Below are 20,497 nucleotides of genomic sequence, written 5' to 3' on the forward strand. Positions count from 1 at the left end.
TCATGGCGTAGAACGCTAACTGATGCCGCCGGGCGGACCGATCGAAAGCAGCGTGGCCATGATCGACACCAGGGCGATCCCCATGATGCAGGCGAGCAGCACCGGCCGAGCCAGCATCCAGCGGAGCAGCGCGCTGACCCGGGTGTGATCTCGAGGGTCGGCGGTGCGGGTTTGCCGCCACTCTCCGTTCAGCAGCCCATTCTTCTCGAATCGGCGGTCGAGAGGGATCGTGCCGAAGGGAACGATTGCGGTCACCATCGCTATCGCGGTGAGCCGAAAGTTCCAGTGCTGGTTGACGCCCACCAGGAGGGCTGTCATTCCGAAGGCGATGAAGACGAGGCCGTGCACAAAACCGCCGATCTGCACCCCGATCTCGCCGACCTCGAGAACGTACTTCATGAGCATCCCGGCGATGAGTAGTGCCCAGGTAATGGCTTCGGCGATAGCGACGGAACGGAACAGCAGACGCGGGGTCATGGTGACTTTCGACTCGTGGCGGGGGAGGAGACGTCCATCGTCGCAGCCGCACCTGAATAAGCCCCCGTTCCAGACGTCCTGACCCGTCGCCGAAAAACCCACGTGACTGAAATTTTGCGATCACGCAAAACACAGTGTGCGCCCGAATTCTCCTCGTGATGGTTACATCACACCTCGGGCTGCGTAACCACAAGCGCTGTGAAACGCGGCTGCGTCTCGAAGAAGCCGCGGTCACCCTCCATCGCCGCGCACGGTCTTCAACTATTGCGAGAGTATGCACGCCACGATCCCTGGCCTTTAGGCGCAGATAGACGCGACCGAACACGGACTCTCGTGATCGTCACCTTCCTCGACCAAACCGTCTTCAGCACCACTCTGCTAACCCTGACGGGCTTTCAAGCGTGGGTTTTTCTTATTGATCACGAACACTCGTCCCCGGCGATGCACGATCTGTGCGCCCGGGAGTTTCTTGAGCGCTTTGAGGGGATTTCGAACTTTCATAGCCACCTCGACTTATTGATAACAATTATCAATTAGAGTAGCAGTCATGACCCAGCCACGTATTTTCACCGTGAACCTCATCAGCGGACTGCCCGGTGCCGGCAAATCATCCATAGTGCGAGGCAGCGGCGCGACCTCGCTCAGTCTCGCCGGTTCCGGGCGAAGCGCCGTATCCGAAGTCATAGCCAGCATCACTCGGAGTGACGTGATGTTGGAGATCCACCCGTCCGCAGTGCCGATCGAGGTAACCGTGTCGGTTATCGCTGCTGTCGACGATGGTGCTCTGAGACCCCGTATTGAAGCACTTCGCCTCGGCAGTTTAGTGAGCGGGCTGGACGCGTCCACGTTCTGGGAGGACCTTCGCAGCGATGCTCGTGCACCGATTCCTGCGGTGTCCTGCCTCACGTACGGAGAGAACGACCGCACAATTGCCGACGCACTGGTCGAGCAGATCGAATGGGCCAGCGTCGTGGTCATCAATAAAACTGATTTGTCCAGCGCCGGTTCTACCATCGGTTTCGAACCGACCACCATGGGCAGCCACGACCCTGAGCCGCCGTAAGGCCAGGAAATTGCTTTCTTCGGCAAAGACTTCGACGCAGCCACGCTCACCGCCAACCTCGACGCCTGCCTACTCACCGATCGCGAATTTGTCAGCGATCGTGAATTTCTCAATGCTCCCAGCGAATGGAAATGCCTGGCCGATCCTTTCCCTGCCTGGGACCTGGATTCGAACTGACGCTTCACCGAGAAGACATTCGTACGACAGAACAGAATGGAGTACCACCATGAAACACACCCAAGCTTCGTCCCCGATCGACCAGGGAGCCAGCGGCCCACTGGTCGCCGTGTGTGCGGGGCATCGTTGCAGTGCGCTCCACCGACTAGCCGCCGGTCAAGATGGTGCCGACCGCTTGCGGTCGACGATTACGACCGGCACAGGCGGTGTCCTTGTCTCCACAGAATGTCTGGGCGCCTGCGCCCAAGGAGCGATCGCGGCGGTGGCCCGCCGTGAGGGAAGCACGGGAGTCACCGGGCCGTCGGTGTGGCTGGGCGGAATGGAGCAGCCCGACGCCCTGGAGGCCCTTCTGGCCTGGATAGCATCCGGCGGCCCGACACGCATCGACGAACCGGCACTGAGCATGCCACCCGTGCTGCACAGCGCCATCCTCGGGATCGGCACACCTATCCGCGCGCACAGCCCTCTGCACTGACTTTTGGGCCGTACGGCCAAGGGCCCCGAGACTCGTTCACGCCGGATCGCTCAGATGGTCGATGAACTTTTCCGCGGCGGCGTCTACATGAATATGTCTCACGCGCCGTCGCGCAAGAACGATCCGTGAACAGGTGGATGCTGGTCTGTGACCGCCGGTTGTCGAACAGCACTCCCACGCCAGTGCAAGCGCGACGCACACGGGTAGGGCAGGCTGTGGGAGGGCATCGGCTAGCGCGCGACGAGCACCCGGGCAATCACCGAGGTGAAGAAGGTGAGACCGTCGACGCCGCTCGCCATGGCGTCGTCGGTGTCAGGGCCGAACCCGGCCTCAACGGCGTGCTCGGGGTGTGGCATGAGGCCGACGACGTTGCCGCGGGCGTTGGTGACGCCGGCGATGTCGTTCAGTGACCCGTTCGGGTTGCCGCCGATGTAACGGGCCACGATGCGGCCCTCGCCCTCGAGCGCTTTAAGGGTCTCGTCGGAGGCCATGAACGAGCCCTCGCCGTTCTTGAGCGGAATGACGATCTCGGCGTTGGCGGCGAAGCCGGTCGTCCAGTCGCTCGTGTTGTTCTCGATGCGCAGGCCCTGGTCGCGGCAGATGAAGCGGCCCTTGTCGTTTCGAATGAGTCCGCCGTCGAGCAGGTGGGCCTCGGTGAGCATTTGGAATCCGTTGCAGATGCCCAGCACGGGCATTCCCTGGTTCGCCGCGTCGATGACTTCGGTCATGATCGGCGAGAGGCTGGCGATGGCGCCGGCCCGCAGGTAGTCGCCGTAGCTGAACCCGCCGGGCAGTACCAGGGCGTCAACGCCGTGCAGGTCATGGTCGCCGTGCCAGAGGGCCACGGCGTCGGCGCCGGCCAGGCGGATGGCGCGCGCTGCGTCGCGATCATCGAGTGAGCCGGGAAAGGTGACGACGCCGATGCGCATCAGGCGACCGCTGACGAAGGAGCGTCTTGCACGTGGATGCCGACGACGTCCTCGATCACGGAGTTGGACAGCACCGAGTCTGCGAGCACGCGCACGGCGGCCAGGACATCGGCATCCGCGGCGCCATCGATGGAAATTTCGAAGCGCTTGCCGACGCGCACGCCGCTGATGTTGGCCAGCGCTGTCTGGGTCTGACCGAGGCGACCGAGGGCGCCGGCGATGGCCTTGCCCTGGGGGTCAAGCAACTCGGCCTTGGGCATTACTTCGACGACGATCGTTGGCACTGGGCACTCCGCATACAGTCTGGGGCTAATAGTCGTGGCAAATCACTCCGATTCTACAGGCCGAGGCGGGCCGCACCGGCCCGCTTCGGTGTCGCCCTACTCGGCTACGCCACTCCGGCCGAGCAGAATGCCGCGCAGTACGTCGCGGACAGCGGCCACCCCGTCGTAGGTCTCGACGAAGCTTGTGCTGAGCGGGGCGAGGCCGAGCCGCAGCCCGTTGGGTGCCCGAAAATCTGGAATCACATCGTTGTCCCACAGAATCTTTGTGACCTGGCGCATCAGCGGATGGTTGATGGTCACGTGCCCGCCGCGATGGGTCTGCTCGCGCGGCGAGGCGACGGTGACCCCCATCGGCGCGAGCCACGCATCAACGAGGGTGATCGCAAACTCGGTCAGCGCGACCGACTTGGCTCGTACCGACCCGATCGTGGCTTCGCCCAGCAGGGCAATGGCGTCCTGCAGGGCGAGCATGCCCACCACGGCGGGCGTGCCGCTCATGAATCGACGGATGCCGGTGGCCGGCTGATACTCCGGCCCCATTTCGAAGATGGCTTGAGAACCCATCCAGCCCTGAATCGGCTGGGTCAGTACAGCCTGCAGGTCGCTTTTCACATACCCGAAGGCCGGAGCGCCCGGGCCCCCGCTCAGGTATTTGTAGGAGCAGCCGACCGCGAGATCGACGTTGCAGCGGTCGAGTTCGATCGGAACAGAGCCGACCGAGTGGCTCAGGTCCCAGAGCACGAGGGCATCATGCTCGTGGGCGACGGCCGTGATGGCCTGCATGTCGGCGAGGTAGCCGGAACGGTAGGCCACGTGGCTGAGCAGCACGAGCGAGGTCTGCGGGCCGACGACGTTGCGCACGTGTTCGGCGGTGACGCCGCCCTCGGTATCGGATTCGATCCACCGGAGCGTCAGGCCGCGTTCGCGCGCGATGCCTTCCAGAACGTAGCGGTCGGTGGGAAAGTTGTCGCTGTCAAGCACGATTTCGGTACGGTGCGGCCGTGAATCCACGGCGGCCCTGGCCAGTTTGTAGAGCAGCACGGTGGTCGAGTCGCCGATGAAAACCTGGCCGGCTTCGGCGCCAAGGCAGGCCAGGCCGAGGTCGTCACCGATCTGCAGGGGCAGGTCCATCCACTGCTCGTCCCAGCCGCGAATGAGTCGGGTGCCCCAGTCTCGCGCGAGAAAATCGGCGATACGCTCGGCGCTGGCCCGTAGCGGGCGGCCGAGGGAGTTGCCGTCGAGGTAGGAGCGCGGGTTGGCGGTTTCGGGGTCGGCGTCTGTTCCCAGAAATCTGGCGCGATAATGTGCCAGACCGTCGATGCGGTCCATCCGCCGGGCAAAAGCGAGGGGGACGTCGAGGCCGGTCGCGCCGTTCATAGTGGGTGTCATGCGAGAACCTCGAGTTCGGAGCGGGTGAGGGCGCGGGCGGTGACGAGCCAGTCGGTGAAATCCCGTGGGTCCTGCGGCCGCTCGCCCGGAATGAAGGTCACCCGATTATCGCCCAGGGTCAGGCCGAGCGGTGCCGGCGAACAGAGCGCGGTCAGGATGTCGCTGGGGGTCGGGCCGACGCCGAGCAGTGCCGCGATTTCCCGGGAGTTCAGCCCGAGCGGCAGCGGGCCGTTGCCGAGATCGGTACCGTACAGCACCCGGCCGCCGGCCGCGTGGAACCGGCGCAGATTATCGCTCGCAATCTCGAATGCGGGGGTGGGGTGACCCCAGCCGTGCATGTCCAGCGTGCTGATCCAGGTCATGCGTGCCGCCATCGCGGTCACGAGATCGTCGGCGAGTTGCTCGGAGAACGGGGTGTGGGCGAACGCATCCACTCCGGCCACGAACGCGCGACCGGCCTGCCGCGCACCCTCGGCGTGCGCGACGACCGGCATCCTTAGCTCGTGTGCCCGGCCGACGACAGCGGCCAGAGCCTCGGTGCCGAGCACCGGCCCGTCGACGGAGTTGAGCGTGATTTTTAGAACGGATGCCCCGGCCCCCACCTGCAGGTCGACCGCGGTATCGGCATCCGCTGCCGTGGCGACCGCGTAGCTCCAGCCGGGCTCGGCCCAGCTGGAGTGGCGGGGGTAGCCGCCTGGAGCGGTCATAAACTGGTTCGCGTATGCAAGATCGGGCAGGGAAGCGCGGAGGTCGTCAGGCAGCCAGCCGCCAAGGTCGAGTACTCGGGCGATTCCACCGCTGGGTAGAACAGTCCCGTCGATCAGCGCGAGGTGCACGTGCGCATCGAGAAAGCCCGGCAGCACGGTGCCGCGTCCGACCTGAAAATGAGCGCTCACGCGCCAATCTCCGTGCGCACGGCGAACAGTTCGGGGAAAAAAGTGAGTTCAAGGGCCTTCTGCAAAAAGGCCGCGCCGCTCGAGCCCCCGGTGCCGTGCTTCATCCCGATGATGCGCTGCACCGTTTTGAGGTGACGAAACCGCCAGAGCTGAAAATTGTCTTCCAGATCGACGAGTTCTTCGCAGGCCTCATAGGCAGCCCAGTGCTCGGAAGCATTCTCATATATTTCGCGAAAGATATGCACGAGCTCGGGGTGGAAGGTCCAGGCTTCGGTGACGTCGCGCTCGAGCACTGAGGCGGGAATGTCGAAGCCGGCTCGGTGCAGATAGCGCAGGAACTCGTCGTAGAGGCTGGGCGCTTCGAGGGTGGCGGTCAGTAGGGCGTTGGCGGCGGCATCCGCTTCAAAAACGGTGAGCATACGGCGATTTTTGTTGCCGAGCGCGAACTCGACCGCGCGGTATTGGTATGACTGGAACCCGCTGGAGTTGCCGAGGACATGCCGGAACTGCGCGTATTCGGTGGGCGTGAGGGTTGCGAGCACCGACCATTGCTCGGTGAGCGTGCGCTGAACGTGCTTGACCCTAGCGATTCCCTTGAGGGCTGGCGCGAGCTGATCCTGCCGCAGTGCCTCGATGGCCGCTTGGAGTTCGTGCAGCACAAGCTTGAGCCAGAGCTCGGTGGTCTGGTGCTGGATGATGAAAAGCAACTCGTCGTGGTGTTCCGGAACGCTCACCGGTTTCTGGGCAGCGAGGAGCGTGGGCAGGTCGAGATAGGCCCCGTAGCTCATCTTTTCTCGAAAATCGGTCACGATCTCGGGGTCGAATTCGCGAGTGTTGTTCTTGAGAGTCATCGGTTTCCATTCGGCTTGTCCAAATTGTGCGCAGGTTGCGGCTGCGGGCGCAACACCACGGCGAACCGTGCAGGTCTCGGTTCTAGACTGGAGCGCATGACCCCGCCGACCCGAAAGCCCCAGGATGGCGTGCCAGCCCCGACTGCGCCCGAGCGAACCGCGCCGCTTCCGCCCCGTCGCCGAGACGCCCGGTTGAATCGAGACCGTCTCGTGGTGACGGCTCGTGTCCAGTTTGCGCAGCATGGCATCGACGCTTCGCTCGAGGAGATCGCGCGTCAGGCCGAGGTTGGTGTAGCGACTCTCTATCGCAACTTTCCCACCAGAGACGACCTTGTGCGCGCGCTCTATGACCTCGCGCTCGCCGAATTACACGTGGTGCGCGGGGAGATCGAGGCGGCGCCCAACGCGTGGGAAGCGCTCGTGATCTACACCGAACGGGTCGCGGAATGGCTCGTCGCCGATCCGGCACTGCCGCCGATCCTACGGCGCATGGCCCAGCTGGACCCGTCAGCCCGACCCGCCGCCGAGTTCGACGGTTTCATCGCGAGTCTCGTGGCCCGTGCGAAAAAAGATGGCACGTTGCGCCGAGACGTCGACGCGGTCGACCTTGCTGTGCTCGTCACCATGGTCGGATCGCTGGGTGGCCTCGGCGCCGGCTATGCCGGCCAGTGGCGTCGTCAGCTCTCCATCGTGCTTGACGGCCTGCGTGCGGCCGACGCACCCCGGCCCAAGCTGCCCGGCCGCCCGCTCAACGTCAAGGACTACCAGGCCACCGTGCACGGTCTCACCCGCCGCGCCGCCCGCGCCGCCCGCTGAATCACCGGGTGCTGTTTGGCATAGCTCGGCGCTGCGCGCGTCTAGACCGTCGCGACCGGGTTTTCAGCGGATGCCGACGTGCCGGCGCGCACCCGGATGCGGTTGGCCCATGGGTCGTCAAATGCGAGTGTCTGTCCGTCGTGGCTGGTGCCCACGTTGTAGTGGGCCATGCGCTCGGCAAGGGCGCCGATGTCATCGGTACCGGGCACGATGATGCTGATCTCGCCGAGGCCCAGCGCTAGGCGGCGTTTGCCGCTGCCCGAGCTCTCCCAGGTGTTCATGGCCATGTGGTGATGGTAGCCCCCGGCTGAGACGAACAGTGCAGAGGGGCCGAAGTTCGCGGTCGCCTCGAAGCCGAGACGGTTCACGTAGAACTCGCGAGCGCTCGCGACGTCTCCGACCGAGAGGTGCACATGACCGACGACGGCGGTGCCTTCACTCGGCTCGGCCGACAGGTGCTCAGAAATGAAGGCGTTCGGGTCGAGGTGAAGCGAGGCCATTTCGACCTGGCCGTGGGCCCAGCTCCACAGGGTGCGGTCGCGGTCCCAGTACAACTCGATGCCGTTTCCCTCAGGGTCGGTGAAGTAGAAAGCCTGGCTGACCAAGTGGTCGGCACTGCCCGTGAACGTTCCCGGGGACTTCGTGCCGATCGAGAAGACGGCGGCGGCAAGATCGGCCTGCGTGTTGAAGAGGATGGCCGTGTGGTAGAGCCCCGCCGAGCGCGGTTCGGCAGCGGCAAGCTCGGGCGCGTGCTGCAGAATCACCAGCGGTATCCGGCCACGCCCGAGCACGGCGACCGGCCCGTCGTGGCGCTGTAACTCGAGCGTCACGATGTCGCGGTAGTAGGCGAGCATGGCGTCGAGGTTGCCCACGCGCAAAGTCACCGCGCCCATTCCGGTTTCGGCGGCCAGCAGGTCATTCGCATGTGGGGTCACAGCAGGCACAACTCAGGCACTGCCGAAGCTATTCCGCTATCCGAGAGCATCCGTACCCGGGTGTGCGGTTCAGGCGCTGGTGAGGCGCTCGAGCAGTTCGCGATAGCGGGCCGCGGTCTGCTCCACGATCTCGGCCGGCAGCTCGGGCGGGGCACCGGTACCGTCCCAGTGGGCGGCGAGCCAGTCGCGCACGATCTGCTTGTCGAAGCTCGCCATGCGTTCGTCGGGTGTCGTGCCCGTGTGCCAGGCGTCGGCGTCCCAGTACCGGCTGGAGTCGCTCGTGAGCACCTCGTCGGCGAGCACGGTCATGCCGGTCTGCCGGTCGGCGCCGAATTCGAACTTGGTGTCGGCGAGAATGACGCCGGCCTTCTCGGCGATCGCTCCGGCGGTGGCGAAGAGGGTGAGGGAGAGGCCGCGGAGCTCGGCGGCAATGCCCGGTCCGACGAGTTCGATCGTGCGTTCGAACGTGATGTTCTCGTCGTGCTCGCCCCGTGGAGCCTTCCACGCGGGGGTGTAGATGGGTTCCGGCAGGCGGTCGCCGTTCTCGAGGCCGGCCGGCAGCGCGATGCCGCACACCGACTGCGACTGGGCATATTCCTTCCAGCCGCTGCCCGTCAGGTACCCGCGCACAACGCATTCGATCGGGTACATGTCGAGGGTGCGGCAGAGCATTGCCCGGCCGGCGACGGGCGCGGGGATGAGCTCGTGCACGGTGCTGCCGACCTGTTCGTGGTCGGCGACGAGGTGATTGGGGATGCCGGTCAAGCGGTCGAACCACCACAGGCTGAGGGTCGTGAGCAGCTCGCCCTTGCCCGGGATACCCGGCGCCAGCACATGGTCGAACGCGCTCACCCGGTCGCTGGCGACCACGAGTACCCGGGAGGCGCTCATCAGATCGGCCGGGGCATCCGTCGTCCCGTCGGTGGGAATATAGAGGTCCCGCACCTTGCCCGAATAGGCATGAAGCCATCCGGGCAGATCGCGGGCGACGGATGCTGTGGGCTGCGCGGATTCGGTCACGCTTGTATTCTCTCTTACTTCAGCAGGGCAACGTCGGAGACGAGCTCGATGTGCGAGAGCATCGCCGCGCTCGCGGCCGTGACGTCCTGCGCCCGGATCGCCGCGATGATCGTGCGGTGCGAGGCCAGGGACTGCTCGGGCCGGCCGGGCTGGGCCAGGGACTCCAATCTCGTTTCGAGAATCATCTCGGCGATGAACGTCATGAGCTGGGCCAGTACGGGGGAGTGGGCGGCGGCCGTGACGGCCTGGTGAAAGAGTTCGTCGCCGTGCGCGCCGCGGTTGCCGACCGCGATTTCCTCGGCCATGATCTGCACGGCGTTCTCGATCGCCGCCAGGTCGGCAGCGGTTCGCCGCAGCGCGGCGAGCTCGGCCAGCTTCCCCTCGAGGGTGCTGCGGGCCTCGACGATTTCCGGCAGCCGGTTTCGGTGGTCGCGGAGACCCTTGATCACCGTTGCGATGCTGGGCCGGTAGACAAGCACGGCTCCGGTGCCGTGCTGAACATCGATGACTCCAAGCACCTCGAGGGCGACGAGCGCCTGCGCCAGGGTGGCGCGCGAGACGCCGAGACGTTCCGCGAGATCGCGTTCGGCGGGCAACAGGTCGCCGGGGCCCAGGTGAGCCGATTCGATGTATGACAAAAGCTGCGCCACGAGCTGTTCGTACAGCCGCGGTTTCGACACGCGCGACAGGGGCTGGGGTTCTAGTTCCTGGGCCACGCGTGTGCCTCCCGCATCGAAGTGTGACCCTAGGGTACACGGACGTTGACAAACTCACCTACTATCTAGGAGGCTAGTCCAGTGAGCCAATAGCCCACATTCGCTTAAATCATGGAGGAACAAGGATGTCCGCTCCCATCATCTCGATCATCATCCTGGCGGTGATGTTTCTGACCGCTACGCTACTGCCCGTCAATATGGGGGCGTTGGCTTTCGTTGGTGCTTTCCTGCTCGGCACCGTCTTTCTCGGCATGGAGACCGCTGACATCCTCGCCAATTTTCCCGGCGGGCTCTTCCTGACCCTCGTGGGGGTCACGTACCTCTTCGCGATCGCGCAGGGCAACGGCACGATCGACCTGCTCGTGCGCGGATCGGTTCGACTGGTCGGTGGACGGGTAGCTCTCATCCCCTGGATCATGTTCATCATCACGGCCGTGATCACCGCCGTTGGTGCACTGTCCCCGGCCGCGGTGGCCATCGTGGCGCCGATCGCGCTCGGCTTCGCCCGCAAGTACAAGATCAGCCCCCTGCTCATGGGCATGATGGTGATTCACGGAGCGCAGGGCGGCGGATTCTCGCCCATCGCCGTCTACGGCGTGATCGTCAACAGCCTCATCTCGACCACGGGGCTCGATGCGAGCCCCACGGCGGTATTCCTGTCGAGCCTCATCTTCAACTTCCTGATCGCCGTCGTACTGTTCATCGTGCTCGGTGGCCGGAAGCTCCTCTCGAGCCGGGTCGGACACTTCGTGGAGCAGGCCGCCGAAGCGCGGATGGCGGTCAGCGTGGGCGCCCGGGCCGGTGGCGACGTGGCATTCAAGGGCTTCGGCTCCGGCATCTACGGCCCCCGCGACCCCGCCGGTGACGGCGCACAGGAGAGATCGACCCGTGCGGAACGCATTCCTCAGCTGATCACCGTGGCCGGCCTCATCGCCCTGGCCGTCATCGCACTCGGTTTCAAGGTCGATGTCGGTTTCGTGGCCATCACCATCGCCGTCATCCTCGCCCTGGTCTCGCCCGCGGCGCAAAAGGGTGCCGTCAACAAGATCAGCTGGTCGACCGTGCTGCTCATCTGCGGCATGCTCACCTTCGTGGGCGTGCTCGAAGAGGCCGGCACCATCGCATACGTGTCGGATGCCGTAGCCAACCTGGGTATGCCCCTGCTGGCGGCGCTGCTTATTTGCTATATCGGTGCCATCGTCTCGGCCTTCGCCTCGTCGACCGCCATCCTGGCTGCCCTCATTCCCCTTGCCGTCCCGTTCCTGGCCAGCGGCGAAATCGGGGCGATCGGCGTGATCTGCGCCCTCGCCGTGGCATCGACCATCGTGGACGTGTCGCCGTTCTCTACGAACGGCGCTCTCGTGCTGGCCAACGCCCCCGACGACGTCGACAAGGATCGTTTCTACAAACAGATCCTGGCCTACAGCGGCATCGTCGTGGTGGCCGGCCCCGCCATCGCCTGGGCGGTACTGGTCCTGCCCGGCTGGTTGTAGACGCACCCCGCATACCGCACATTGAAAGAGGACTGACTATGAGCACGGACACCCAGACCCGAGCACGAGGTCCACTCGAGGGCTATCTGGTCGTCGACCTGAGTCGTGCCCTCGCCGGGCCGCATGCGAGCATGATGCTCGCCGACCTCGGGGCACGCGTCATCAAGGTGGAAAATCCTGGAACGGGAGACGATACCCGGGGCTGGGGTCCGCCGTTCGTCGGTCCCGACGACAACCTGCAATCCACGTATTTCCTCTCCTGCAACCGCAACAAAGAGTCAATCGCCCTCGACCTGAAGAGCGACGACGGCCGCGCGGTGCTGCGCGACCTGCTGCTACGCGCCGACGTGGTGGTCGAGAACTTCCGCCCCGGCGTTCTGGATCGCCTCGGATTCTCGCCCGAGGCGATGCACGAGCTCAACCCGTCGCTCGTGATCCTCTCGATCACCGGGTTCGGCCACGACGGCCCCGAGTCGAGCCGCAGCGGCTACGACCAGATTCTGCAGGGTGAAGCCGGCCTCATGTCTCTCACCGGATCCGGCCCAGACGACCCGCAACGGGTGGGGGTACCGATCGCCGATCTGCTCTCGGGAATGTACGGCGCCTTCGGGCTCCTTGCAGCCTTACTGCAGCGCGAGCGAACGGGGGAGGGGCAGATCGTTCGCACCTCGCTTTTGGCCGCACTCGTGGGAGTGCACGCCTTTCAGGGCACCCGCGCCACCGTGGCGGGCGAGGTGCCCGAGGCTCAGGGCAATCACCATCCGTCGATCGCGCCCTACGGCCTGTTCGCGTGCCGCGACGGCAGCGTGCAGATCAGTATCGGCAGTGAGAAGCTCTGGGCCACCTTCGCGGCCGAGTTCGGCTTTGATCCTGCCCGGGCCGAGTGGGCCACCAACGCCCATCGCGTGCGCAACCGGGAGAGCCTCAAGGCGGCGATAACGGATGCCTTCGCCCATTTCGACGCCGCGCCGCTACTGCACAAGCTCGGCGAGGCCGGGCTTCCGGCCGGAAAGGTGCGCTCATTGGATGAGGTCTACCAGTGGGACCAGGCGCTGTCGCAGAGACTGCTGATCGACGTCGAGCATGACGTGCTCGGCAAGATCAGCCTCCCGGGCCCGCCGCTGCGGTTCTTCAGCCCCGCCGACACCGCCGAGACGACCAACACCACGCACTCTGCTCCGCCGGTGCTCAACCAGCACGGCAGCGAAATACGTGACTGGCTCAATCGCGCAGTGGAAGGGATCTGACCGTGCCGAATGATAACGCGTTGACCGAACCGAAAACCCGTCACCTCAGCGCCGCCGAACTCATTGGGGTGGTACTCGACGACGGATCGTTTTCGAGCTGGGACCAGCCCGTGGTCGATCCCGACCCGGACGAGGCGTACCGGCTGGCTCTGGTGAAGGCTCGGCAGAAGAGCGGGACCGACGAATCCGTGCTGACGGGTGAGGGTCTGATCCGCGGGCATCGGGTAGTGATCGTGGTGAGCGAGTTCGCGTTCCTGGCCGGCTCCATCGGGCTCTCCGCCGCGGACCGGATCGTCGACGCGATCGAACGCGCCACCCGCGAGGGGCTGCCGGTACTGGCCGGGCCGGCCTCCGGCGGTACCCGCATGCAGGAGGGCACGCTCGCCTTTCTCTCCATGGTGAAGATCACTGCCGCAGTGCGGGCGCACCGGCAGGCGGGGCATCCGTATCTCGTCTACCTGCGGCACCCCACTACGGGCGGGGTGATGGCATCGTGGGGATCGCTCGGGCACGTCACGGTGGCGGAGCCGGGCGCGCTGCTCGGGTTCCTGGGCCCGCGGGTCTATGAAGCACTTTATGGAAAAAAGTTTCCGGAAAATGTGCAGGTCTCCGAAAACCTGTTCAACCACGGCCTGATCGATGCCGTCGTGCCGCCGGAGCAGCTGCCGGAAATCGTCGACCGGGCGCTCACCATCCTCACCGGCAAGGCGACCACCCCGGTGGCGGCCCCGGAGAGCCTGCAGGTGCGGCCCGCTCCCGCTGGAGCGTGGGCATCCATCGAAATCTCGCGGAACCCGCGTCGGCCCGACCTGCGCCAGCTGCTCGCCTATGGCGCCCATGACGTGCTGCCGCTCAACGGCACGGGCGAGGGCGAGAACGACCCGGGGCTCATGCTCGCTCTGGCGCGCTTCGGGCAGCAGAGTTGCATCGTTCTGGGTCACATCCGTCCGCGGCCGTCACGCGACACCGCGATGGGCCCGGGGTCGCTGCGCGAGGCCCGCCGGGGTATGCGCCTCGCCGAGGAACTCGGGCTGCCGCTGCTCACCGTGATCGATACGGCCGGGGCCGCCCTGTCGCAAGAGTCCGAGGAGGGTGGGATGGCCGGTGAAATCGCCCGCTCCCTGCACGAGCTCATCGGCCTGCGGTCGGCCAGTGTGTCGGTCTTACTCGGCCAAGGAGCGGGCGGTGGGGCGCTCGCACTGTTACCGGCCGACCGCACCATCGCCGCGCAGCATTCCTGGCTGTCCCCGCTGCCGCCCGAGGGCGCGAGCGCCATCGTGCACCGAACGACGGAATTCGCCCCGGCTATGTCGGAAGCACAGGGCGTGAACGTTGCGTCGCTCTGTGCCAACGGCATCGTCGACCACATCGTCGACGAGCGCCCGGATGCAGCGAAGGAAGGCCGCGCATTCTGCCAGCGGATGGCGGCGGCCATCGAGTACGAGCTGTCCACACTCGCACGCGTGCCGGTAGACGAGCTGCTGCCGCGCCGGGTAGCAAAGTTTCGGGCCATGGGTCGACGCACCTGAGCTCGCTGACAGGCGATGGCCCCGCCATCGCCTGTCGCGCGGCGTCGCGGCGTCAGTCAGGCGACGCGGGCGGCGATGTCGGTTCGATAGTGTGAGCCCGCGAGCGACACCTGCCTGAGCGCCTCGTAGGCGCGCGCGCGGGCCTCGAGGAATGAGGCGCCCACGGCGACGACGCTGAGCACTCGGCCGCCGGTGGACACGATCGTGTCACCCCGAGCCGCCGTCGCGGCGTGTGCGATCGTGACGCCGGGCACCCGCAGCGCGCCGTCCAATCCGGTGATCTCGCGCCCGACCAGCGGGGTTTCTGGGTAATTTTCGCTCGCGACGACCACGGTCACGGCCACGTCGGCGGAGAACTCGGGCCGGGGCAGCCCGCCGAGCACGCCGGTCGCGGCGGCCAGCAGCAGGCCAGACAGCGGAGTGATCAGGCGCGGCAGCACGACCTGGGTCTCTGGATCTCCGAAACGCGCGTTGAATTCGATGACGCGAATGCCGGCATCCGTCAAAATAAGTCCGCAGTAGAGCAACCCGACGAACGGGGTTCCCTCGGCGGCGAGCTGGCGGATCGTCGGCAACGCCACCGTCTCGATGATCTCGTCGACGAACTCGTTCTCGCTGCCGAACCGGGCGTCGAGCCAGGGCAGCGGCGAGTACGCGCCCATGCCGCCGGTGTTCGGGCCGGCGTCATGGTCGAGGGCGCGTTTGTAGTCCTGGGCGGGCGAGAGCGGTAACACGCTGTGGCCGTCGCTGAGCAGAAACAGCGAGATCTCCTGGCCGTCGAGGAACTCTTCGATGAGCACGCTGCCGTGTTCGAGCCAGAAGGTGGCGTGGGCGAGGGCTGCGGCGTGATCCGATGTGACCAGCACGCCCTTGCCGGCGGCGAGGCCGTCGGCCTTGACCACGTAGGGCGCTCCGAACTCGTCGAGCGCAGCCTCGGTTTCGGCGAGTGAGCCCGCGCGCACGGCGCGGCCGGTGGGAACCCCGGCCTCATCCATGATGCGTTTGGCGAAGGTCTTGCTGCCCTCGAGGGCAGCGGCGGCCCGGTCGGGCCCGAATACGGCGATAGCGCGGGCACGCAAGGCGTCAGCGACTCCGGCCACGAGCGGGGCCTCCGGGCCGATGACGACGAGTTCGATGCTGTTCAACACGGCATAGTCGGTGACGGCGACCGGGTCGTTGGGGTCAAGCGTTACAACCGCAACTTCGGCGGCGATACCGACGTTGCCGGGAGCGCATACGACGCTCGGTCGCGGCTGCTCACGAAGCAGCGCGGTGATGATGGCGTGCTCGCGGGCACCGGAACCAAGGACCAGAATTTTCACCACTTCAGGCTACCCGATGCCCCGGGCCCGGCGGATCGGGCAGACTGGAAGCATGGCACGAGCGCGCATCGACGACGGAGCCGGCCGGGCGGCCGTGCGAGCGGCCCTCGCGGCGGTCGCTGCGGGTACCAGCGCGAGCCGGGACATCCGGGCGCAAGCCGTGCGCTACACCCTGCAGCTGCTGGCCGAACAGGCTGAGGGCAACACCCTCGAGGTGCGCGTGCCGCCGTTCGGCGCCGTGCAGTGTGTCGCCGGCCCGCGCCACACCCGCGGCACACCGCCCAACGTCATCGAAACGGATGCCGTTACCTGGCTCGCGCTCGCCACCGGCGCCCTGCCTTGGGCGGACGGCCTGGCGAGCGGCGCCATCCACGCCTCCGGGTCCCGGGCCACCCTGATCGGGCATGTGCCGGTGCTGCCCCTCCCCTGAGCGTTGAGTTTCGATGCCAGCGAGGCACGGGCGGAAGGTGGTGCACAGTCGTCGCGGTGCACAGTCGTCGGGGTGCAGGGTCGTCAGGGTGCAGGGTCGTCAGGGTCGTCAGGGTGCAGGGAGACCACGAGCCAACTCAGTGACGATGACCGTTGCGGTCATTCATCGGTGGCGGAGAATTGGCTGTGTCGAGCCGTGGGGCCGGCGAAATTGTTCGGGGGCTTAATTCTGACGAAGAATCGTTTATGACTTCGATAGAAGCCAGACCGCCGCGGCGGTGAATCACGAGGGCTGGCCAAGGGAATACCATGCAGAATTAGCAGCTACCATCGCGAATTTGCATCGATCGCCCCAATTTGGAACCTGGAATACTTCTGAGGTTTTCTCGTTTTTGTGTTCGATTCGCGGTAAAATGGTGCAAAGGAGGCAATGGCGCCCATGTTCATGGAAAACCCGAGTGAGTCCAGTTCACACCCGTGATTGTGGCGGTGGAGCAGGCTCGGGAGATTCTATTGGCGGCGTTGCGTGGTGTGTCGTTCGGGCTGCTCGGTGATGAAGAATCGCTGACCGTGCTGCTCGCGCTGGAAAGTGTGGGCCGGGTGCTCGATGGTGCCCGGGTGCTTTCCACCACAGATGTGCTGCGCCGGTCCGTGTATTTCGATGCTGCCGCGGCCCAGAGCGCCGCTGCTCAGGTATCTACTGCTCAGGTATCTACTGCTCAGGCATCTACCGCTCAGGCATCTACCGCTCAGGCCGCGCCGACGCTGGCCCGTCGCCTCGGCTGTCGCAGCGGCGTAGACCTGATCTGCACCCTCGCCCGGCTGTCCCGAGCCGAGGTTCGCCAGCGGTCCGCGCTCGGCGAGAAAGCCGGCCAGCGGATGCTCCTCGGCCGCCCCCCACCTACCCCGTTCTCGGTGAAGCACTGCAGTGTGGGAAACTCGGGCTCGAGCAGGCGCGCGTGATCGTGTCGGTGCTCGACGGCCTGCGATCCTCCGTCCTGGTGGAGGATCTCGACCGGGTGGAACGTTCCTTGGTCGCCAGCGGCTCCGGCGCGATCGCCCCTGAAACCGAGGGGCTTCCCGGTGCCGGTATCGCGTTCGCGCCGGAGTTGCTGCGGCAGCAGGGCATCCAATGGAAGGCCCGCCTCGCCCCCGACGGCACCGCGCCCGGCGAAACCCCGCCCGAGCGGCGCAGCTGGCTGACCTTCGGTAACCTCAGTAACGGCGGCTACAGCCTAAACGGCTGGTTCACCACCCTCGATCGAGCCATTGTCAGCAACGTCTTCGACGCTTTCCTCTCCGCCGCGGCGGCCAACCCGGTCCCCGGGGCCGAAAACACCGCGACCCCGGTTCCCGGCACGACCCGAGTCTTCGACAGCACTCCGCGTGCCCGGGTCGCGTTTCGTGAAACCGAAAGCAACGACAAGCCAGCTTCGGAAACGAGCGTCGAGGTCGTCGCGGCCGGCGAAGTCGGCGAGGTCGGCGACAGGCTGGGCAGCGACCCACCCGACCCGCTCAGTTTCGACCCGCCGAGTCCAGACGTGCACGATCCGTGCCCGCAGCAACCCGACGACACCCGCTCGCGCAGCGAAAAACAGGCTGGCATCCTCCGCGCAGTGTTCGAAGCCGCCGCACGGCACCCGGGTGCCCCGACCATGGGCGGCGCGGCGCCCACCGTGCTCGTGCGCATCAACATCAACGACCTCCTCACTGGCCGCGGCGCCGGCTGGATCGGCGGCATCGACGGACCGCTCACCACCACCCAGGTCGACGAATTGATCTGCGCCGGCGGGTATCAACCGGTGCTGTTCGGCCACAACGGCAAGATCCTGCACCTCGGCACCAGTAACCGATTCTTCACCGCCCAGCAACGCCGAGCGTTGGCTGTCCGGGACGGCGGCTGCGTCATCCCCGGCTGCACCGTGCCACCCCAGCTCACCCAGGTACACCACCTGAAACCATGGCGTGAGGGTGGCCGCACCGATATCGACAACGGCAAAAATCGTCAATACGACCTCACCCCACTTGACGGTAGAGTGCAGGTAATTCGCCATTTGGTTGGCATTGGTTGGGGGCACCATTGGACACGTTGGAATTACAGGATGACTATGAGACGAAAATTGGCCGGTACAAGGCTTTTGGTCCGGTTACGGAGTCCATCGTCGAGCAGATGTTGCTGGCCGCCAACATCCCCATTCACACAATCTCAAGTCGCGTAAAAACCAAGTCAAGCGCTGTCACGAAGGGCACTCGTCAAGGTGCAAGATTGGCGGGTATAGAAGGATTGCATGACCTTTTGGGTCTCCGGATAATCACATATTTTGCTGATCAAGTGGACCTCGTAGGCTTAGAAATAGAGGAGCATTTTGCCGTAGACGAGACTTATTCGGTAGATAAGCGTACGCTGCTGGATCCCGATCGCTTCGGGTACCTCTCGCTTCACTACGTTGTTTCCTTAAACAGCGCACGAATTCAACTCCCGGAATACGCTCGATATGCGGGACTAAAGTTCGAGATACAGATCCGATCAATCTTGCAACATACGTGGGCCGAGATAGAACACGACCTCGGGTATAAGTCACCGGATGCCATCCCACAACCGCTGCGTCGTCGATTTTCCAGATTAGCTGGACTTCTTGAACTCGCGGATGAGGAATTCAAAAGCATCAGGAATGCTGCAATCAAGTACGCAGAAGACGTCACGAAAAGGATTCAAGGTGGTGGGGATGCCGAGATCAACCAAGAATCGATCATGGCATTTGTTCAAGAAGACTCCGCGATGAACGACCTGGACACGAGTATTTCAACCCAGTACGGAGCCCCTCTCGAATCGATTACACCGAGATTCGCTGGGGCGCGGGCCCAAGAGCTAATCCGATTTGGCTATAAGACCCTCGGTGACGTTCGAGAGGCTCTCGAACAGCATTCCGCGGCAGTCAGCACAGTGGCGGTTGATTGGCTCAACCTGCCAGATACTAGCGGCGAGCGGGGGGACTGCGAACGATTCGCCAGCTTTTCAGGTGGCATCGGTCTCTTCTACCTGTATCTGTACAGAGTGGCTTCGCGAGATGGATCATTCGGTTTGGTGCGGGATGAACTATCCCCGGCCACCTCCGAGGACGACCAAGTCTTCCTCGACATGTGCGCGCGCGCAGCGCGCCGCTTTACTTGAATAAGCAACATAACTCGGAACAGAAAAACAAACCTGATGGCAAGGGCTAGAGGCCCGCAGGGCCACTAGCCCGCGGCAGAACCACGGTGCTTAAGGTTGGGGTTTGCTGTGGGAATGACAAGGTCGTCGTTTGGTCTGCTAGACATGGGTTTGCAGATACCGCCTTGGGGCGAGTAGCGGAATAAACGGGTGCCTCCGAGGAGCCTGCCGCATAAACCAATTTGTAGAGGGACCCTACTCGGAGGGGTTGAGCGACGCCATAGGTCAGGCGCCCATCGCTCGTTGGGCAGCAGCTTATGGATGTGACCTTCCATATTTCGCTGCCATCGAGAAGGTCCACTTGCCTACTGTTTTCACTGACCCACTTCCACGTCTCAACCCGTTGCGTCGCTCCGGCCCGCGGTGGACGTTTTCGCTCTACGTCGATGCGCACGAGGGCGGCGGGACGATCATCTCAGCCAGCCGTCGCACGCCTGAGTACGTGGCCCGCGGCTTCGCGGCGGATCCGGAGCGGGCGGCCATTGAAGCTGGCCGACGTGCCCGCGCTCGTCTACGCCGCTATTGCGCTGCCAATCGGCTGAACCGACTCGGAACGCTCACCTATCGCGGCGACGGATGCCATGATCCCGAAGTCGTTCGGGAACATCTGGGCGAATTCTTTCGTTCCCTCCGCACCCAGCTCGGCGGCGAGGCGTTCCCGTATGTGTGGGTACCGGAGTGGCACAAGACCGGGCACGGATTGCATGCCCATTTCGCGGTCGGTCGATTCGTCCAGAGGAAATTGATCGAGCAAGCCTGGGGGCACGGGTTCGTGCACATAAAGCTCCTGGGGAACCTGCCGGTCGGTTCGGGGTCTCTATCCGAAGCGAGGGTCGCCGCTGGCTACCTGTCAAAGTACGTGGCCAAAACGTTCACTGACCCGGACGCTCGCGTGTTGGGCCTACACCGCTATGACGTCGGGCAAGGGTTCCAACCACAACCGGTCGTTGTGACGGGCGATTCTGCAACCGATGTACTCGCTCAGGTATCGAGCATTTTTGGGGGCGAGCCGTCCTCCCAATGGTCATCGTCCACGGTGGAGGACTGGAAAGCTCCCCCGGCTATTTGGGCGCAGTGGGGCCGATGAGCGTCGATCGTGAAGCTCTCAAGGTGTGGCTTGAAGCGTCTTGTCTGGCCCAGGGAGTGCCCGTGGTGGTCACCGATGCCGGGGTTGTTGCCCAGTTGGGCGTCCTGATGAGGGGTCGGGATGCTGCGGGAGCGCCGCGGAGCGGCGACCG

General features: G+C 64.9%; 22 protein-coding genes. 11 read left to right on the top strand and 11 right to left on the bottom strand.

The features are described 5' to 3' along the window. Positions 1-15 precede the first annotated feature (15 nt). Both CXY72_RS03935 and ykgO read right to left on the bottom strand, forming a co-directional pair. The gene (locus tag CXY72_RS03935) at positions 16-477 is read right to left on the bottom strand and encodes a DUF3817 domain-containing protein (protein WP_104126398.1); all 462 of its coding nucleotides are present in this window, start codon (positions 475-477) and stop codon (positions 16-18) included. A gap of 378 nt (positions 478-855) precedes the next feature. Beyond that, on the bottom strand, positions 856-978 hold the full coding sequence (gene ykgO / locus CXY72_RS03940; RefSeq protein WP_104126399.1) for a type B 50S ribosomal protein L36: 123 nt from the start codon (positions 976-978) through the stop codon (positions 856-858). Positions 979-1,024: 46 nt separating this feature from the next. Between ykgO and CXY72_RS03945 the strand changes: the two genes are divergently transcribed. Together CXY72_RS03945 and CXY72_RS03950 are read left to right on the top strand one after the other, a co-directional pair. After that, positions 1,025-1,540: a hypothetical protein gene (locus CXY72_RS03945; RefSeq protein WP_104126400.1), complete on the top strand. Its 516-nt coding sequence runs from the start codon at positions 1,025-1,027 to the stop codon at positions 1,538-1,540. Between the two features lie 226 nt (positions 1,541-1,766). Further along, positions 1,767-2,192 carry a (2Fe-2S) ferredoxin domain-containing protein gene (locus tag CXY72_RS03950; RefSeq protein ID WP_104126401.1) on the top strand — a complete coding sequence of 142 codons (426 nt, stop codon included), beginning with the start codon at positions 1,767-1,769 and terminating at the stop codon, positions 2,190-2,192. Positions 2,193-2,422: 230 nt separating this feature from the next. Here CXY72_RS03950 and purQ read toward each other — a convergent pair whose 3' ends face one another. The 5 genes from purQ to kynA form a co-directional block, all read right to left on the bottom strand. Then, complete coding sequence (gene purQ, locus CXY72_RS03955; protein WP_104126402.1) at positions 2,423-3,121, bottom strand: phosphoribosylformylglycinamidine synthase subunit PurQ; 699 nt, start codon at positions 3,119-3,121, stop codon at positions 2,423-2,425. Then, complete coding sequence (locus CXY72_RS03960; protein ID WP_104126403.1) at positions 3,121-3,405, bottom strand: phosphoribosylformylglycinamidine synthase subunit PurS; 285 nt, start codon at positions 3,403-3,405, stop codon at positions 3,121-3,123. The genes purQ and CXY72_RS03960 overlap by 1 nt, the downstream gene beginning before the upstream one ends. 96 nt (positions 3,406-3,501) lie before the next feature. Continuing rightward, positions 3,502-4,794 (bottom strand): kynureninase, encoded by a 1,293-nt coding sequence (locus CXY72_RS03965; protein ID WP_233197645.1) that lies wholly within the window; start codon positions 4,792-4,794, stop codon positions 3,502-3,504. After that, a complete protein-coding gene (locus tag CXY72_RS03970) occupies positions 4,791-5,690 on the bottom strand; it encodes an amidohydrolase (protein ID WP_104126405.1) in 900 nt (299 codons plus the stop codon). The genes CXY72_RS03965 and CXY72_RS03970 overlap by 4 nt, the downstream gene beginning before the upstream one ends. Further along, positions 5,687-6,541, bottom strand: coding sequence for a tryptophan 2,3-dioxygenase (gene kynA / locus CXY72_RS03975; protein WP_104126406.1), 855 nt, complete (start codon positions 6,539-6,541; stop codon positions 5,687-5,689). The genes CXY72_RS03970 and kynA overlap by 4 nt, the downstream gene beginning before the upstream one ends. 96 nt (positions 6,542-6,637) lie before the next feature. On the opposite strand from kynA, the gene CXY72_RS03980 reads away from it, so the two are divergent. Beyond that, entirely contained in the window at positions 6,638-7,357 is a 720-nt protein-coding gene (locus CXY72_RS03980) for a TetR/AcrR family transcriptional regulator (RefSeq protein ID WP_104126407.1), read from the top strand. Positions 7,358-7,398: 41 nt separating this feature from the next. On the opposite strand, the gene CXY72_RS03985 is transcribed toward CXY72_RS03980, so the two are convergent. The 3 genes from CXY72_RS03985 to CXY72_RS03995 form a co-directional block, all read right to left on the bottom strand. After that, positions 7,399-8,250, bottom strand: a complete 852-nt coding sequence (locus tag CXY72_RS03985; RefSeq protein ID WP_104126434.1) for a VOC family protein — start codon at positions 8,248-8,250, stop codon at positions 7,399-7,401. Between the two features lie 111 nt (positions 8,251-8,361). After that, the gene (locus CXY72_RS03990) at positions 8,362-9,312 is read right to left on the bottom strand and encodes a phosphoribosylaminoimidazolesuccinocarboxamide synthase (protein ID WP_104126408.1); all 951 of its coding nucleotides are present in this window, start codon (positions 9,310-9,312) and stop codon (positions 8,362-8,364) included. A 14-nt stretch (positions 9,313-9,326) separates the two neighbouring features. Further along, the gene (locus CXY72_RS03995; RefSeq protein WP_104126409.1) at positions 9,327-10,028 is read right to left on the bottom strand and encodes a FadR/GntR family transcriptional regulator; all 702 of its coding nucleotides are present in this window, start codon (positions 10,026-10,028) and stop codon (positions 9,327-9,329) included. Between the two features lie 125 nt (positions 10,029-10,153). Between CXY72_RS03995 and CXY72_RS04000 the strand changes: the two genes are divergently transcribed. From CXY72_RS04000 to CXY72_RS04010, 3 genes are read left to right on the top strand one after another with little or no spacing between them, the layout of a single operon-like run. Next, positions 10,154-11,521 carry an SLC13 family permease gene (locus tag CXY72_RS04000; RefSeq protein WP_104126410.1) on the top strand — a complete coding sequence of 456 codons (1,368 nt, stop codon included), beginning with the start codon at positions 10,154-10,156 and terminating at the stop codon, positions 11,519-11,521. Positions 11,522-11,559: 38 nt separating this feature from the next. Next, positions 11,560-12,768: a CaiB/BaiF CoA-transferase family protein gene (locus CXY72_RS04005; protein ID WP_104126411.1), complete on the top strand. Its 1,209-nt coding sequence runs from the start codon at positions 11,560-11,562 to the stop codon at positions 12,766-12,768. A gap of 2 nt (positions 12,769-12,770) precedes the next feature. Then, positions 12,771-14,297 (top strand): acetyl-CoA carboxylase carboxyltransferase subunit alpha/beta, encoded by a 1,527-nt coding sequence (locus CXY72_RS04010; RefSeq protein ID WP_233197646.1) that lies wholly within the window; start codon positions 12,771-12,773, stop codon positions 14,295-14,297. Positions 14,298-14,353: 56 nt separating this feature from the next. Here CXY72_RS04010 and purD read toward each other — a convergent pair whose 3' ends face one another. Next, positions 14,354-15,619 carry a phosphoribosylamine--glycine ligase gene (gene purD, locus CXY72_RS04015; RefSeq protein WP_104126412.1) on the bottom strand — a complete coding sequence of 422 codons (1,266 nt, stop codon included), beginning with the start codon at positions 15,617-15,619 and terminating at the stop codon, positions 14,354-14,356. Positions 15,620-15,671: 52 nt separating this feature from the next. On the opposite strand from purD, the gene CXY72_RS04020 reads away from it, so the two are divergent. The 5 genes from CXY72_RS04020 to CXY72_RS04035 all read left to right on the top strand — a co-directional run bounded on the left by CXY72_RS04020 (position 15,672) and on the right by CXY72_RS04035 (position 20,346). Further along, a complete protein-coding gene (locus CXY72_RS04020) occupies positions 15,672-16,049 on the top strand; it encodes a sterol carrier family protein (protein WP_104126413.1) in 378 nt (125 codons plus the stop codon). A 482-nt stretch (positions 16,050-16,531) separates the two neighbouring features. Then, complete coding sequence (locus CXY72_RS19975; protein WP_233197647.1) at positions 16,532-17,011, top strand: hypothetical protein; 480 nt, start codon at positions 16,532-16,534, stop codon at positions 17,009-17,011. After that, positions 16,972-18,267 carry an HNH endonuclease signature motif containing protein gene (locus CXY72_RS04025; protein ID WP_233197650.1) on the top strand — a complete coding sequence of 432 codons (1,296 nt, stop codon included), beginning with the start codon at positions 16,972-16,974 and terminating at the stop codon, positions 18,265-18,267. Before CXY72_RS19975 ends, CXY72_RS04025 begins: the two co-directional genes overlap by 40 nt. Next, complete coding sequence (locus CXY72_RS04030; RefSeq protein ID WP_104126415.1) at positions 18,219-19,220, top strand: GTP pyrophosphokinase family protein; 1,002 nt, start codon at positions 18,219-18,221, stop codon at positions 19,218-19,220. Before CXY72_RS04025 ends, CXY72_RS04030 begins: the two co-directional genes overlap by 49 nt. 340 nt (positions 19,221-19,560) lie before the next feature. Further along, positions 19,561-20,346 (top strand): hypothetical protein, encoded by a 786-nt coding sequence (locus CXY72_RS04035; RefSeq protein WP_233197648.1) that lies wholly within the window; start codon positions 19,561-19,563, stop codon positions 20,344-20,346. The last annotated feature ends 151 nt before the right edge of the window (positions 20,347-20,497 follow it).

Origin of the sequence: Cryobacterium sp. Y57 (assembly GCF_002929505.1) — a bacterium.
In the GTDB taxonomy this organism is placed as follows: Bacteria; Actinomycetota; Actinomycetes; order Actinomycetales; family Microbacteriaceae; genus Cryobacterium.